16 protein-coding genes and 1 tRNA gene are annotated in these 13,457 nt (G+C 61.3%); 6 read left to right on the top strand and 11 right to left on the bottom strand.

Annotated elements, in window-relative coordinates; all coding sequences use genetic code 11:
* Positions 1-26: 26 nt before the first annotated feature.
* From P8R33_RS08905 to P8R33_RS08875, 7 genes are all read right to left on the bottom strand, one after another.
* Positions 27-680: a squalene/phytoene synthase family protein gene (locus tag P8R33_RS08905; protein WP_278328620.1), complete on the bottom strand. Its 654-nt coding sequence runs from the start codon at positions 678-680 to the stop codon at positions 27-29.
* A 44-nt stretch (positions 681-724) separates the two neighbouring features.
* On the bottom strand, positions 725-1,126 hold the full coding sequence (locus P8R33_RS08900) for a TadE/TadG family type IV pilus assembly protein (protein WP_278328619.1): 402 nt from the start codon (positions 1,124-1,126) through the stop codon (positions 725-727).
* Complete coding sequence (locus P8R33_RS08895; protein WP_278328618.1) at positions 1,126-1,581, bottom strand: TadE/TadG family type IV pilus assembly protein; 456 nt, start codon at positions 1,579-1,581, stop codon at positions 1,126-1,128. The genes P8R33_RS08900 and P8R33_RS08895 overlap by 1 nt, the downstream gene beginning before the upstream one ends.
* Positions 1,578-2,822, bottom strand: coding sequence for a pilus assembly protein TadG-related protein (locus P8R33_RS08890; RefSeq protein ID WP_278328617.1), 1,245 nt, complete (start codon positions 2,820-2,822; stop codon positions 1,578-1,580). The genes P8R33_RS08895 and P8R33_RS08890 overlap by 4 nt, the downstream gene beginning before the upstream one ends.
* 290 nt (positions 2,823-3,112) lie before the next feature.
* On the bottom strand, positions 3,113-4,498 hold the full coding sequence (locus P8R33_RS08885) for a pyruvate dehydrogenase complex E1 component subunit beta (RefSeq protein WP_278328616.1): 1,386 nt from the start codon (positions 4,496-4,498) through the stop codon (positions 3,113-3,115).
* A gap of 3 nt (positions 4,499-4,501) precedes the next feature.
* On the bottom strand, positions 4,502-5,578 hold the full coding sequence (gene pdhA / locus P8R33_RS08880; RefSeq protein WP_278328615.1) for a pyruvate dehydrogenase (acetyl-transferring) E1 component subunit alpha: 1,077 nt from the start codon (positions 5,576-5,578) through the stop codon (positions 4,502-4,504).
* A 133-nt stretch (positions 5,579-5,711) separates the two neighbouring features.
* Complete coding sequence (locus tag P8R33_RS08875) at positions 5,712-6,026, bottom strand: FtsB family cell division protein (protein ID WP_278328614.1); 315 nt, start codon at positions 6,024-6,026, stop codon at positions 5,712-5,714.
* A gap of 150 nt (positions 6,027-6,176) precedes the next feature.
* Between P8R33_RS08875 and hppD the strand changes: the two genes are divergently transcribed.
* From hppD to P8R33_RS08850, 5 genes are all read left to right on the top strand, one after another.
* Complete coding sequence (gene hppD, locus P8R33_RS08870; RefSeq protein WP_278328613.1) at positions 6,177-7,298, top strand: 4-hydroxyphenylpyruvate dioxygenase; 1,122 nt, start codon at positions 6,177-6,179, stop codon at positions 7,296-7,298.
* A complete protein-coding gene (locus tag P8R33_RS08865; RefSeq protein WP_278328612.1) occupies positions 7,295-7,867 on the top strand; it encodes a VOC family protein in 573 nt (190 codons plus the stop codon). The genes hppD and P8R33_RS08865 overlap by 4 nt, the downstream gene beginning before the upstream one ends.
* Positions 7,868-7,948: 81 nt before the next feature.
* Positions 7,949-8,827 (top strand): mechanosensitive ion channel family protein, encoded by an 879-nt coding sequence (locus tag P8R33_RS08860; protein WP_278328611.1) that lies wholly within the window; start codon positions 7,949-7,951, stop codon positions 8,825-8,827.
* A 65-nt stretch (positions 8,828-8,892) separates the two neighbouring features.
* A complete protein-coding gene (locus tag P8R33_RS08855) occupies positions 8,893-9,807 on the top strand; it encodes a haloalkane dehalogenase (protein ID WP_278328610.1) in 915 nt (304 codons plus the stop codon).
* Positions 9,804-10,982: an MFS transporter gene (locus P8R33_RS08850; RefSeq protein WP_278328609.1), complete on the top strand. Its 1,179-nt coding sequence runs from the start codon at positions 9,804-9,806 to the stop codon at positions 10,980-10,982. Before P8R33_RS08855 ends, P8R33_RS08850 begins: the two co-directional genes overlap by 4 nt.
* Positions 10,983-10,984: 2 nt before the next feature.
* Here P8R33_RS08850 and P8R33_RS08845 read toward each other — a convergent pair.
* The 4 genes from P8R33_RS08845 to grxC form a co-directional block, all read right to left on the bottom strand.
* Positions 10,985-11,061: transfer RNA gene (locus P8R33_RS08845), tRNA-Arg, on the bottom strand.
* Positions 11,062-11,098: 37 nt separating this feature from the next.
* Positions 11,099-11,578, bottom strand: coding sequence for a DUF1178 family protein (locus P8R33_RS08840; protein WP_278328608.1), 480 nt, complete (start codon positions 11,576-11,578; stop codon positions 11,099-11,101).
* 9 nt (positions 11,579-11,587) lie between these two features.
* Entirely contained in the window at positions 11,588-12,406 is an 819-nt protein-coding gene (locus P8R33_RS08835; RefSeq protein WP_278328607.1) for a carbon-nitrogen hydrolase family protein, read from the bottom strand.
* Positions 12,407-12,670, bottom strand: coding sequence for a glutaredoxin 3 (grxC, locus tag P8R33_RS08830; RefSeq protein ID WP_278328606.1), 264 nt, complete (start codon positions 12,668-12,670; stop codon positions 12,407-12,409).
* A 159-nt stretch (positions 12,671-12,829) separates the two neighbouring features.
* Here grxC and P8R33_RS08825 point away from each other — a divergent pair, with 159 nt between their 5' ends.
* On the top strand, positions 12,830-13,300 hold the full coding sequence (locus P8R33_RS08825) for an Hsp20 family protein (RefSeq protein WP_278328605.1): 471 nt from the start codon (positions 12,830-12,832) through the stop codon (positions 13,298-13,300).
* The last annotated feature ends 157 nt before the right edge of the window (positions 13,301-13,457 follow it).

Genomic DNA, 13,457 nt, shown 5'->3' with positions numbered 1-13,457 from the left:
CCTGGCCTCCTGATTGCTTGGGATTTTCAGCGACCGAAGACGCCAGCACGCAAGGCCACCATGGCGCTGCCGCGCCCGGCAAGCAAGGGCGCGCCGCCGGCAGCAAGCGAGCGGCGCGCCAGTGCATCGAGAACGGCGAGAGGGCGCATCGCTCTGGTCATCGAAGCAGGCCGACCCAGTGATGCCTGCGTATAGGCGATAAGTTCCGGGGTGCGATCCTCCTGCGGCAAGCCCGAAAGCAGGTCGGCTAATGCCCACCGTCCTGCGGCAAGTCGCACCGCTGGATCATCCGCTTCGGAGCCGAGAGCGGTCCCGAGCGCCAGCCAGCCAGCCTCGCGGCCTGCCTTCAACGCCTGTATCGCGGACCTGTCGATGGGCTCGGCCAGCAGGACAGCTTCCCACCCATCGACCAAAGCTCCCAATCGCGGGCGGTGCTCGCCGAAGCACTTGGCAAGTTCGTCCAGCAAAGGATTTCCGCGCGGCAACTCATCGGCGCTCACGGCCAGCGCATCCCGCCACCAGGCGAGCCGCAACTGCCCTACGATGGCCTCGCTGGCCCCCGCAACGGATCGCGCCAGGTTGCGATCGAAGGCCAGCAGCGAAGCGAATGCACCGCGATGCTCGGGCAAGGCATAGCCCACGGCTGCCTGCGCCTCGGGAGGCAGATCCTCGACAGTCATCGGCAGGCGTTGGCCATAGTCATGGCCAGCGCCTATGGCCGAGATCAGGCCTGGAGGTAAGCCCTGCGCGTCGAACGCACCGGGATTGATCCCAGATTCACGAAAATGAGGTTCACGTTATACGCGCCGGTTCCCTCGAGATCGACATAGTCCCGGCCGTCGAGTGATGTGCCGTGCGTGACCGTCAGGTTTGCCGAACCGAAACTCTTCGCTGTGAAAAGAGATTCCTCGAAATTCGTCTGCAATTGCGCATCGTCGGGCGTCGGCCAGAGGATCGCCGAGCGCGCGGTTTCGTCGATCGCCGCTGCCATCGAATTGGTGAAATAGAGATAGATCCCGAAATTCATGCATCCGAGTATCAGCGTGAGCGCGACTGGAATGGCGAGGCCGAACTCAACCGCTGCCGCGCCGCGCCGATCTCGTGAAAGATTTTTGAATAGTCGCATCATTCCACCTGCAGAGTAACACTGCCCGTTGCCGTGAACGTGTCGACAAAATCGGCATATCCCTCGATGTCGAGGATCGGTTCGTAATCTTGATCGACTTCGATAGAAAGATACTGCGTGTAGTCGAAGCCAGCGTTGATACAGGCCGGCAAACTGTTTTTCTCTCCATCGCATTCGATCCACCGTTCCACGGTGATATCTCCGAGAGGCACACCGCTACCTTCGTGCACGCGGGCTTTTATCTCCACGTCGGTCGGCACCGTTTCCATCTCCGACATGACATAGTCCGCGCCGATCTGCGCATATTGCTGCACCTCCAGCTTATGGACAAAGCCAAGTGCCAGATCGATGCCCCCAAGTGCGAACATTAGGAGCACCGGCGTTGCAATAGCCAGTTCGATAGTCGCCGTACCCTGTTGGTCCCCGCGAAGCTTACGGCTCTTTCGCGTAATCATTTGCGCAACCTCAGAACCTGTGCACCGGAAAAAGAGACCACGCCGCGACCCGGCTGGCAGGTATTGGACACTGAAGTGTTGCCGGTGAAGGTGATGTACTGCGCCACGATCTGCAGGCAGTCGGTCGTCATGCTGCTGTTCCCGCTGAAGGTCACCTGGTTGCTGGGCGAGTAAATCGTGCCCTCGAACTCGGAATCGTTGTCGCCGGTTACAAAGAGGCGGTTCGCGTTCGACAGCGGAGTGCGGCTGTCCTGATGCATCAGGATGCCGGCGTAGTCTCCGGTGTCGGGCGCGGTAATCTGGACGTTCGATGTCCCCATTGCATCGAACGTGCCGACCTTGTTGGCGTTGAATGGAGAGCTGGTGTTGGTGAACACCAGCGTCACACCGTTGCCGATAACTTGCGCCTGACCTGCGACCTTGAACCCGCCCTCGCCGAGGTAGTAAGTGCCCGGCTGTAAAGTTACTCGCGCCTTGCTATTAATTGTGATCCCTTTGTAGCAACCCGGATAGAGGATGTTGCCGTTACCCGAGACCGATGCTGTATTCGAACACACTTCGTCGGGATCCGAGATAAGGTCGGCATAGGGATCGGTTTCGGGAGCAACACCGCGGTTGATGCGTGTGTCTTCCGAAATATTGTTGCCCTCGATGACGTTGCCGACTGCCGAGAGCGCACCGGCCACGATACTGTCGCTCGACGTGGCATCGAAATCGGAGTTGGACTGCAAGCCGCAGTTCATGTCGACCGAGGAAGAGCCCGTGATGGAAAGCGCCGTACCGTTTGGCGAAAGCGCGATCATGCAGTTCGCGACCTCACTTGAAGCCTGAGCCACCGCCTCGACGCGGATCGTCGGTGCAGTCGGCATGAAGAAGCTGGAAAACGGCAGCTTGGTCGAAGTCGACAGGACTACGCGGACCATGCTGGCATCGCCAGCGAATTCGCCGGCCGTCGGCGGCGTCTCTACTGCTTCGATGATATACGAATGCTGGGTGTTGCGGCCCAGCACGTTGCGGACCACGGCATCGACTTCCTCTGCATCGCCACCGTTCTTGAGCTCAAGCCCGCCGGCCATAGCAGCCGAGTCAGCAGCACTGCGAAGATCGCGCTTCCAGCTGATCCATTGGGCGACATCGATGGCCAAGCCGAGCGTCCCGACCAGAGGAATCATCGACAGGCCCATGAGGGTCAGCACATTGCCGCCTTCATCCTTGCGGATATCGCGAACCAGATTTCTCATACGATCGATCATAAAACCACACCCAGGCTTTTGCAGAGCGTGCCTTTTGCCACGCTTGTATGAGAAGCCTGTAAAGCGGTGTGGTTAAGGAACGCTAAAACGCCGCCTCCGCTTAACCCTCAAATTGCCGGAGATCCGAGAAAGCGAGTGCAAAAGCGTCGCAGGGATTTAACCTTCGTCAGCTCGTGGTGGGAAAGGTTTTGCCGCAGGAAATTACGTAACAGGCGCAAAAGGCCCGCACCAACCAATGGCGCGGGCCTCTTTGATTTTCACGCCTATACCGCCCCGGGTCAGTCCCGGTAGCAGACCTTCTTGGCCGCCTTCACGATGCGCGGCGTATCGATCAGCGCAAGCTTCTCGAGGTTCGCCGCATAGGGCAGCGGTACGTCCTCGTCGCACACGCGCGTCACCGGGGCGTCGAGATGGTCGAAGCCATCCTCCATGCAGATCGCGATGATCTCCGAAGCGATCGAACAGGTTGGCCAGCCCTCTTCCGCAATCACAAGGCGGTTCGTCTTCGCCAGCGATGCCAGCACCGTTTCCCTGTCGAGAGGGCGCAGGGTGCGCAGGTCGATGACTTCTGCATCGATGCCCTCGCCCGCCAGTTCCTCGGCAGCTTCGAGCGCGAGCCCGACAGCGATCGAGTAGGCGACGATCGTCACGTCGGAGCCTTCGCGCATGATACGCGCCTTGCCGATCGGCAGGACGTAATCGTCCATGTCGGGCACGTCGAAGCTGCGCCCGTAGACCAGCTCGTTCTCGAGGAAGACGACCGGATCTTCGCTGCGGATCGCCGCCTTCATCAGGCCTTTCGCATCGGCACTGTCGTAAGGCGCGATCACGATCAGGCCGGGCACGCTCGCGTACCACGGTCCGTAGTTCTGGCTGTGCTGCGCACCGACCCGGCTCGCCGCGCCATTGGGGCCGCGGAACACGACCGGGCAGCGCATCTGGCCACCGGACATGTAGTTGGTCTTGGCTGCGGAATTGATGATGTGGTCGATCGCCTGCATGGCGAAGTTGAAGGTCATGAACTCGACGATCGGGCGCAGGCCGCCCATCGCTGCGCCCGTGCCGATGCCGGCAAAGCCGTATTCGGTAATCGGCGTGTCGATCACCCGCTTCGGCCCGAATTCGTCGAGCAGGCCCTGCGTGACCTTATAGGCACCCTGATACTCGGCGACTTCCTCGCCCATAACGAAGACGCGCTCGTCGCGGCGCATTTCCTCGGCCATGGCGTCGCGCAGTGCTTCGCGGACGCTGGTAGAGGTGTAGCTTGTGCCTTCGGGGACATCCGGATCGCGGACATCGGCCTTGGGCTTCGGCTTAGTGATTTCGGCCGCGCTCTCCTCCCGACCGACATCCTTGCCCTCGCCCTCTACGTCTTCGACCTCGTCCGTCGCTGCCGGTGCCTCAATGTCGGACGCATCTTCGCCTTCGCCGGCCAGCATGGCGATCACGGTACCGACCTTCACACCTTCGGTGCCTTCCTCGACCATGATCTTGCCAAGCGTGCCTTCGTCGACCGCCTCGAATTCCATCGTCGCCTTGTCGGTCTCGATCTCGGCGATGATGTCTCCGGCGACGATCTCGTCACCTTCCGACTTTAGCCATTTAGCAAGTGTGCCTTCCTCCATCGTGGGAGACAGCGCGGGCATCTTGAGTTCGATAGCCATGGCTCAATACTCCTCCACCAGAACATCGGTGTAGAGTTCGGAAGCCTCCGGTTCGGGCGAGCTCTCGGCGAAATCGGCCGCCTCGCTGACGACCTTGCGGATGTCCTTGTCGATCGCTTTCAGATCGTCTTCCTTGCTGCCGTTCTCGATCATGAACTTCTTCAGCCCTTCGATCGGGTCCTTGTGCTCGCGGATGTCCTGAACCTCCTCGCGCGTGCGGTACTTGGCCGGGTCGGACATGGAGTGCCCCCGGTAGCGATAGGTTTCGCATTCCATCAACACCGGCCCCTTGCCTTCGCGCACATGCTTGAAGGCGATCTCGGCGGCTTGGCGCACTTCGAGAACGTCCATGCCATTGACCTTCATGCCGGGGATGCGGAAGGCGGTGCCGCGGCGATAGAATTCGGTTTCTGCCGAGCTGCGCTTGACCGCCGTGCCCATGGCATACTGGTTGTTCTCGACCACGAACACGATCGGCAGGTTCCACAGCGCCGCCATGTTGAAAGTCTCGTAGACCTGGCCCTGGTTCGCCGCGCCGTCGCCGAAATAGGCAAGGCAGAGGCCGCCATCGTTATTGTACTGGTGGGCGAGTGCGAGCCCGCCGCCGAGCGAAACTTGCGCGCCGACGATGCCGTGACCGCCGTAGAATTTGTGCTCGGTGCTGAACATGTGCATCGAGCCGCCCTTGCCCTTGGAAATGCCCGCTTCGCGACCGGTGAGTTCGGCCATGATGACCTTGGGATCGATGCCATAGGCGAGCATGTGGCCATGATCGCGATAGCCAGTGATGACGCTGTCGAGCCCTTCGGTCAGCGCCGATTGCAGGCCGACGGCAACCGCTTCCTGACCGATGTAGAGGTGGCAGAAACCGCCAATGAGGCCGAGGCCGTAAAGCTGGCCGGCGCGTTCCTCGAACCGGCGGATGAGCAGCATCTGTTCGTAGAAATGCTGCAGCTGCTCGTCGCTCGCCTTGTAGCGCCTGTCCTTTTCCAGCGTGTCCTGCAGCGAGTGGAGGACGAAATCCGTATCCTCGGTGGGCGACTTTGCGGGGCTTTTCTTGCTCTTGGGGGCTTTGGCCAAGACATCCTATCCTTGTTCTTCCGGGGAGGAATATGTGCCGAGCCTATAGGCACAGCCGCACCTGCCGCGCAACACGCGCGGTGCGCATGTGCATACGAAAACCCTTACGGAATGCAGCCGCTTGGCGCGAAACTCAGTCTTCCAGCTTGATGACGACTTCATCCGGATGGACGACGTTGAGCTGGCTGCGCAGCAGTTCGCCCACCATGTCCGGATCGGCATGGTCGTGATGCAGCAGAGCCACGCGGTTCTTCAACGCCGTGCGCTCTTTCTCGATCTCGGCAAGCTGAACCTTGCGCTGGTCGAGCAGGCGCAGGTTCTCGCTCCAGGCGAGGAGGCCCGACGGTCCCGCAATGGCAATTCCGCCCATCACGAGCAGCGCGGCCAGCGCGCCATGCTGGCTCGCGTTGCCATTGCGGATCGCTGCGATGGAACCGGTCCGTTTCATGATGTCACAGAATCACAGTTGCGCCGCCTGCGCAAGCACAATTGCGACCGACGGAACTGCGGCTGGCCCCGAACCGTTCGATCCTTGACAGCAAACGGTAACTTTTGTAACTAGTTTCCATTGCAACCATTCAAATCACCGAGGACCGAAATGCCCGATCTCTTCGAAAACCCCATTGGCCTCGACGGCTTCGAATTCGTCGAATTCTGCGCTCCGGAAAAGGGCGCGATCGAGCCGGTCTTCGAAGCAATGGGCTTTACCCACGTCGCCACGCACCGGTCGAAAGACGTGTATCTGTGGCGCCAGGGCGGAATCAACCTCATTCTCAATTACGAACCGCGCAGCGCCGCATGGTTCTTCGCGCGTGAGCACGGTGCCTCGGCCTGCGGTATGGGCTTCCGCGTTCGCGACGCGAAGAAAGCCTATGACGAACTGCTCGCCCGGGGGGCGGAGCCGGTGCAGGTCGAGACCGGGCCGATGGAGCTGCGCATTCCCGCGATCCGCGGCATCGGCGGGGCAATCGTCTATCTGCTCGACCGCTATGCCGATGACGACGGCCAAGGCCTGTCGATCTACGACATTGACTTCGAATATCTGCCGGGTGTCGAGAAATTCCCCGACGGCGCAGGCTTCAATGTCATCGACCACCTCACGCACAACGTTTACAACGGTCGCATGAAATATTGGGCGGACTATTACGAGACGCTCTTCAACTTCCGCGAAATCCGCTTCTTCGACATCAAGGGCGAATATACCGGCCTCACCTCCAAGGCGCTGACCGCGCCAGACGGAAAAATCCGCATCCCGCTGAACGAGGAAGGCGAAGGCGGCAAGGGCCAGATCGAAGAGTTCCTCAAGGAATTCAATGGCGAAGGCATTCAGCACATCGCGCTGATCTGCGACGATCTCGTCAAGTGCTGGGACAACCTCAAGGACCTCGGCGTGCCGTTCATGACTGCGCCGCCGGAAACCTATTACGAAATGCTGGAAGAACGCCTGCCCGACCACGGCGAGGACGTGAACGAGCTCAAGATGCGCGGCATCCTGCTCGATGGCACGACCGAAGGCGGCCAGCCCCGCCTGCTGCTCCAAATTTTCGCCGAGGCACAAGTCGGCCCGGTGTTCTTCGAATTCATTCAGCGCAAGGGCGACGAAGGGTTCGGCGAAGGCAATTTCAAGGCCCTTTTCGAGAGCATGGAACGCGACCAGATCAAGCGCGGTGTGCTGAGCGTCGAGGATGCGGAAACGGTCGAAGCGGAGCCTGCGGAATGAGCGAGACAGCACCCCACCCCGTCAAGCTGGGCGGCGTTCACCACGCCGCCTATCGCTGTAGAGACGCCAAGGAGACCGTCGAGTGGTACGGCAAGGTCCTTGGCATGGACTACACGACGGCCTTCGCCGAAGACCACGTGCCCTCGACCGGCGAATACGACCCTTACATGCACGTCTTCCTCGATGCAGGTAACGGCAACATCCTCGCCTTCTTCGAATTGCCCAACCAGAAGGATATGGGCCGCGATGAGAACACGCCGCAGTGGGTCCAGCATCTTGCCTTCAAGGTAGATAGCGAGGACGAACTGCTGGCTGCGAAGAGGCATGTCGAAAGCCTCGGTATCGATGTGCTGGGCCCGACGCATCATGGCATCTTCAAGTCGATCTACTTTTTCGATCCCAACGGCCACCGCGTCGAACTGGCAACCGATATCGGGACCGACGAGCAATATGCAGAACTCAAGCGCGTCGCGCCGATGATGCTGGAAGAATGGAGCCAGACGAAGAAGGCCCCTCGGCATGCCGACTGGCTGCATGAACTCGCACGCAAGGAACACGCCGCGAAGTAACGGCGCTGTCCGTACCGGCTGAGTGTCGCCGGAACCCTTTGGCGCCATCCGGCGTTGCCCCGCAAAGGGAGTTCCATACACGTGAATTACATCGGCACGCTGCGCGACCAGCTGCAGGATATGGGAACCGGGTTTATCGAAGCCCTGCCCAGCATAGCCATTGCGCTCGTCATACTTTTCGTCACGTGGATCGTGGCCCGGTTTGCCGTCCGCATTTCGGACATGATCGTCGGCCGCACGGAAATCCGTGCGAGCCTGAAAAATCTGATCGACACGCTGGTGAAGCTCGGCATCTGGCTGATCGGCCTGTTCATCGCCGCGGTCGTTGTCATGCCCGATCTCACCCCGGCCAGCCTGCTCGCGGGGCTCGGCATCGGCGCCGTCGCGATCGGCTTCGCCTTCCAGGATATTTTCGAGAACTTCCTCGCGGGTGTGCTGATCATGGTGCGCGAGAAGATGCGCATCGGCGATATCATCGAATGTGAAGGCATCACCGGGAAGGTCGAGTACATCACCTTGCGCGAAACGCATGTGCGCAAGCTTTCCGGCGAACTGACAGTCGTCCCTAACTCCATCCTCTTCAAGAATCCGGTCGAGATTTTCACCGATGTCGATCAGCGCCGTCATGAGGTGGTGGTCGGCGTGTCTTACGATACGCAGCTCGATCATGCCGCCGATGTGATCCGCCGCGCGGTCGAGGACGTGGAAGATGTGCTCGCCAGCAAGGGCGTCGATATCTTCGCGCAGGAGTTCAATTCCAGCTCGGTCGATTTCCTGGTGCGCTGGTGGGCGGGATCGACACCGCGCGCCGGTTGGGAAAGCAAGGACAAGGTCGTCCGCGCGATCAAGGCCGCGCTCGACGAAGCCAGCATCGAGATCCCGTTCCCCTATGTCACGCATACGTTCAAGGAAACGGTGCCGGTCAGCCAGCTGGGTGACACGACGAAGAAGACGCCGTAAGGGTTTCGATGAAGGACTGATCTTGCGAGCCTGTTCGGGTCGCGGTCTGGCCGAGGGAGATACCCATGGAAATCCTGCGCACGCCGTCCGAACGGTTCGCCGACATCCCCGACTACCCGTTCGCGGAAAACTGGTTCGAGGTCGACCTTGGCCGTGGGCTGACCGCCCGTCAGCATTACGTCGACGAAGGGCCAAAGGATGCTCCACCGGTCCTGCTCTTCCATGGCGAGCCAAGCTGGTCGTTTCTTTATCGCAAGATGATACCGATCCTCGCCGATGCCGGGTTCCGGGTGCTCGCACCCGACCTCATCGGCTTTGGGAAGAGCGACAAGCCGGACGATATCGACTTCTACACCTATGCGCGCCACGTCGATTGGCTGAAGCAATGGCGCAGCGCGGTCGAGCCGCGGCCCGCCGCCCTGTTCGTGCAGGATTGGGGCGGACTGCTCGGCCTGCGCATGCTGGCCCACGATCCTGACCTCTTCGCCTGTGCCGTAGCGAGCAACACCTTCCTGCCTGCGGGCGGCACCCCCTCGCAAGCCTTCCTCGCGTGGCGCGAATTCTCGCGCAACTCGCCCGATTTCCGCATCGGCGCGCTGCTCGACCGTGCAACCGCGACCGAACGAAGCGAGGCGGAGATTGCCGCCTACGACGCCCCCTTTCCGACCGAAGCTCACAAGGCCGGCGCGCGCGCTTTCCCGAGCCTCGTCCCGGTAGAAGATGGCATGCCCGGCGTGGAAGACAACAAGGCGGCGTGGCCGGCACTGGCGGCGTACGACAAGCCTTTCCTGACGCTTTTCGGCGAGGACGACCCGATCACCAAAGGCAGCGAGAAGTTCCTGATCGATCGCATCGCCGGGGCCGGGGGACAGCCGCACAGGACTTTGCCGACCTGCGGGCATTTCTGCCAGGAAGACCAGCCCGAAGCGCTCGCCGAGGGACTGATCGCCATGGCACGCAAGGCAGGCCACCTCGCTTGAGCGAACTGTCGCGCCTGAGCCGCGCGCAGGAATTGTCCCTTTGCATCGCCGTCGCAGTCGTGACGGCCAATGCCTATTACATCCATCCCATCATCGGCGACGTGGCTGATCATTTCGGTGTCAGCCACGCGCGCATCGGACTGGTCCCGGCGCTCAACCAGCTTGCCTTGGCAGTGGGCATCTTCCTCCTTCTCCCGCTCGGCGATCGGATATCGAACCGGCGGTTGACGATCGTGTTCGCCGCCGGCCAGACGGCCTCGCTGACGCTAATGACGCTGGCGGGAAGCTTCGCGCTCTTCGTCGCCGGTTCGACGCTTCTCGGCTTCTTCACCATCGCGCCCTATTTGTTGCCGGCCTACGCGTCCAAGCGGGTGGCACCTGAGCGGCTCGGGCAGGTCATGGCCTTGCTGACGGCCGGGGTGATCGTCGGGATACTGATCGCCCGGGTCGGAGCAGGCGTGCTCGCCGAATATGCCGACTGGCGCGCGGTCTACTGGATTGCGACTGCAATGATGCTGGCGGTGACCTTAGCCCTCCCCCGGCTAATGGAGGGCGGCGAGCGCGATACAGCGGGGCACGAAAGCTATGGTGCGCTGCTGCTGACGGTCTTTCCGCTTATCAGGGAATACCGAGAGATCCTCGTATCAGGTGCAATCCAGGCTCTCAATTTCGGGCAATTTATCGCGCTGTGGCTCGCGCTCGCTCTGTATCTGACCTCGCCCGTGATGGGCTACGGCACCGATACGGTAGGCTATCTCGCCGGGATCGCGGCGGTCAGCATTTTCTCGACGCCGCGACTCGGTCGCTGGGCGGACGAGGTTGGCGCGCGGACGGCCCGCGCGATTTTCGCCGCCGTCCAGCTGTTCGGCGTCCTGTTGCTCTGGCCCCTCGGCGGCGCGGTCGTCACCCTGCTCGTTCCCCTGGTACTGGCCAATCTGGTCGGGCCCGGGATCGATGTGACGGGACGCATGACGTTCCTGACCCTGCGCCCCGATCTGCGCACGCGCCTGACTACGATCTATGTCGTGCTGATGTTCATTGGCGGCGGCCTGGGCAGCTATGCCGGGACCGCAGCCTACGATGCCTTAAGATGGGCCGGGACCTGCATACTACTCGCGATTTTCTCGAGCGTTCTGACCGCACTGGCATTCTACGCGAAGCGCTATGGCAAGTGAGGTGGTGCGCCCGACAGGATTCGAACCTGTGGCCCCCAGATTAGGAATCTGGTGCTCTATCCGACTGAGCTACGGGCGCCCGGCGGTGCGTTTAGCAGACAGAAAGCGAGTGGCAATCAGTTGAGTTCGTCGGGCGGAGCGACCGGGAACAGCAAAGGCGCTACGGTTATGCCTTCGGCGACCATTTCTTCGGCCTCGTCCTTGGTCGCCTTGCCGTGGATAGGAGCCTCGTCGGTCTCGCCGTAATGCATGGATCGGGCCTTGTCGGCGAATTTCTCGCCGACCCAGGTGCTCTTCTCCAGCGCTTTGGCCTGCGCTTTCGCTAAAGTTTCCAGAGCCTGCTTGACCTCCGCCGGCAGTTCCCCGCGGATCATAGGCCTTGTTTCGTCGCCACTCGGTTCGGCTTGGCGCGGCGCCTCGGTGCGATTACCCTTCGCCGAAACCGCCGGAGCCATGGGTGCTTTTCCGACTTCTCCGCAGCCGCATTCGGGGCATGTAAGCAGCCCGCGTTCGCGTTGGCTGTCGTACTCTGAGGACGAGCCGAACCAGCCTTCGAAGCGATGGCCCTCGCTGCATGAGAGGTCGTAAACTATCATCTCGGCAGCCTAAGAGGGTATCTTCCGACGATTTTCAAGGCTCGGGACCTGTCGGCGGACTTCGGCGATCCGGGCCATGTCGAGATCTGCGAAGGCTATTCCTGATCGCTCGCCGCCCATGTCGAGCATGACTTCACCCCACGGATCGACTACAAGGCTGTGTCCGTAGGTGCGGCGACCGTCGGCATGCTCGCCCACCTGCGCAGCCGCCACCACAAAGGCGCTCGCCTCGATCGCGCGGGCGCGTTGCAGGACGTGCCAATGCGCCTCGCCAGTCGGAACGGTGAAAGCCGCGGGCACCGCGATCGCATCGCAGCGGCGCTGGGCAAGGGCCTCGAAGAGCGCTGGAAAGCGGATGTCGTAACACACGGTCAGACCTAGTCGTCCGAGCGGCGTGTCTTCGACTGTGACCACCTGATCTCCGGCGGCATAGGCATTGGACTCCCGCCAGCTTTCTCCGGTCGAGAGGTCGACATCGAACATGTGTATCTTGTCGTAGCGCGCAGCGATCGAGCCATCTAGGGCGATGACGAAGGCGCGATTGGCCCAGCGCCCATTCCCGGTGTCGACAGCCAACGAACCAAGTGCAACCCACAGGCCAGCCTTGGCTGCCGCGTTTCGCGCTGCGTCGAGCGCCGGCGTCTCCGCCTCTGCCCTGATATTCGCAGTTGCGCGTTTCCGGTCGCGATCGAGCAGACCCGACATCTCGGGCGTGAAAAGCATTTCCGCGCCACCGTCGCTTGCTTCGTGCACAGCATCCGAAATGCTGCGCGCGTTTTCATCCGGATCGATGCCGGAGGTCATCTGAAGCAGGGCTATGCGAACCATTCAGCCTTCCAGCAGCGCGTCCAGTTTGCCCTCGCGTTCGAGCGCGGCGAGATCGTCGGAGCCGCCGACGTGCGTGTCGCCGATGAAGACCTGTGGCACGGTGCGCGCATTGGGTGCTCGCTCGAGCATTTCGGCGCGCTTGGGGCCGCCCATGGTGATGTCGTGATCGGTGTAGTCGACACCCTTCTCGTCAAGCAGGCGTTTGGCGCGAACGCAGTATCCGCAGCCGAATTTCGTATAGATGGTAACGTCGGGTTGGCTCATCGATGTCCTCGCAATCCGGCCCTGATCTAGCGCTCGTCCGGAAATCTTGAAAGCGCTTTCGCCGGACCTATGTTGATCGTGTCGCCACGGATCGTGGCGGCGACGGGGTGCCATGAAGGGCCCCGCCTATATGAATCGCTCACAAGAGGATTTGTTCAAATGAATCGTATGGATATGACCCAGTATCGTCGTTCGACCGTCGGTTTCGACCGCCTTTTCGACCTGATGGAGCGCCAGGCACGCAACGCCGGCGGCGACAATTACCCCCCTTTCAATATCGAGCGTCGCGGCGAGGACCAATACCGCATCACTCTGGCGGTTGCCGGGTTCCGCCCCGGAGATCTCGATATTACCGCCCAGCAGAACCTGCTCGTGGTGCAGGGCCGCAAGCGCGATGAGAGCGTCGATGGCGAAATGCTGCATGTCGGCATCGCCAATCGCGGTTTCGAACGGCGCTTCGAGCTGGCCGATTATGTCCGCGTCGAAAACGCCGACCTGGCCGACGGTCTGCTGATCATCGATCTGCTGCGCGAAGTGCCCGATGCGATGAAGCCGAAGAAGATTGCAATCGGCGGGCAGAAGCCGCTCGAAATCGTCAAAGATGACGAGGACGACAGCGCCGCTGCCTGATCCGCGCTCAATTCGAAAAATTGTTGATTAAACGTTTAGGGGGCGGAACGAAAGTTCCGCCCCCGCGACGTTGAACGCCGCCTTACCTCGAAATCGGCCGTCCGGGTCGCAGAAGACAACCGTCTTCGAGAAAAGCCCCACCGCATGGCGGCACCAC

The sequence above is a fragment of the Qipengyuania flavescens genome, assembly GCF_029688735.1.
GTDB lineage: Bacteria > Pseudomonadota > Alphaproteobacteria > Sphingomonadales > Sphingomonadaceae > Qipengyuania.
This window is presented reverse-complemented; position numbering and strand designations above follow the sequence as displayed.

Excerpts from the sequence above, each read along its gene's own strand:
- P8R33_RS08855 (WP_278328610.1), top strand. The coding sequence starts at position 8,893 with ATGGAAATCCTGCGCACGCCGTCCGAACGGTTCGCCGACATCCCCGAC.
- P8R33_RS08890 (WP_278328617.1), bottom strand. The coding sequence starts at position 2,822 with ATGAGAAATCTGGTTCGCGATATCCGCAAGGATGAAGGCGGCAATGTG.
- P8R33_RS08900 (WP_278328619.1), bottom strand. The coding sequence starts at position 1,126 with ATGCGACTATTCAAAAATCTTTCACGAGATCGGCGCGGCGCGGCAGCG.
- P8R33_RS08840 (WP_278328608.1), bottom strand. The coding sequence starts at position 11,578 with ATGATAGTTTACGACCTCTCATGCAGCGAGGGCCATCGCTTCGAAGGC.
- grxC (WP_278328606.1), bottom strand. The coding sequence starts at position 12,670 with ATGAGCCAACCCGACGTTACCATCTATACGAAATTCGGCTGCGGATAC.
- P8R33_RS08835 (WP_278328607.1), bottom strand. The coding sequence starts at position 12,406 with ATGGTTCGCATAGCCCTGCTTCAGATGACCTCCGGCATCGATCCGGAT.
- hppD (WP_278328613.1), top strand. The coding sequence starts at position 6,177 with ATGCCCGATCTCTTCGAAAACCCCATTGGCCTCGACGGCTTCGAATTC.
- P8R33_RS08825 (WP_278328605.1), top strand. The coding sequence starts at position 12,830 with ATGAATCGTATGGATATGACCCAGTATCGTCGTTCGACCGTCGGTTTC.
- P8R33_RS08895 (WP_278328618.1), bottom strand. The coding sequence starts at position 1,581 with ATGATTACGCGAAAGAGCCGTAAGCTTCGCGGGGACCAACAGGGTACG.
- P8R33_RS08865 (WP_278328612.1), top strand. The coding sequence starts at position 7,295 with ATGAGCGAGACAGCACCCCACCCCGTCAAGCTGGGCGGCGTTCACCAC.
- P8R33_RS08885 (WP_278328616.1), bottom strand. The coding sequence starts at position 4,498 with ATGGCTATCGAACTCAAGATGCCCGCGCTGTCTCCCACGATGGAGGAA.
- P8R33_RS08875 (WP_278328614.1), bottom strand. The coding sequence starts at position 6,026 with ATGAAACGGACCGGTTCCATCGCAGCGATCCGCAATGGCAACGCGAGC.
- P8R33_RS08905 (WP_278328620.1), bottom strand. The coding sequence starts at position 680 with ATGACTGTCGAGGATCTGCCTCCCGAGGCGCAGGCAGCCGTGGGCTAT.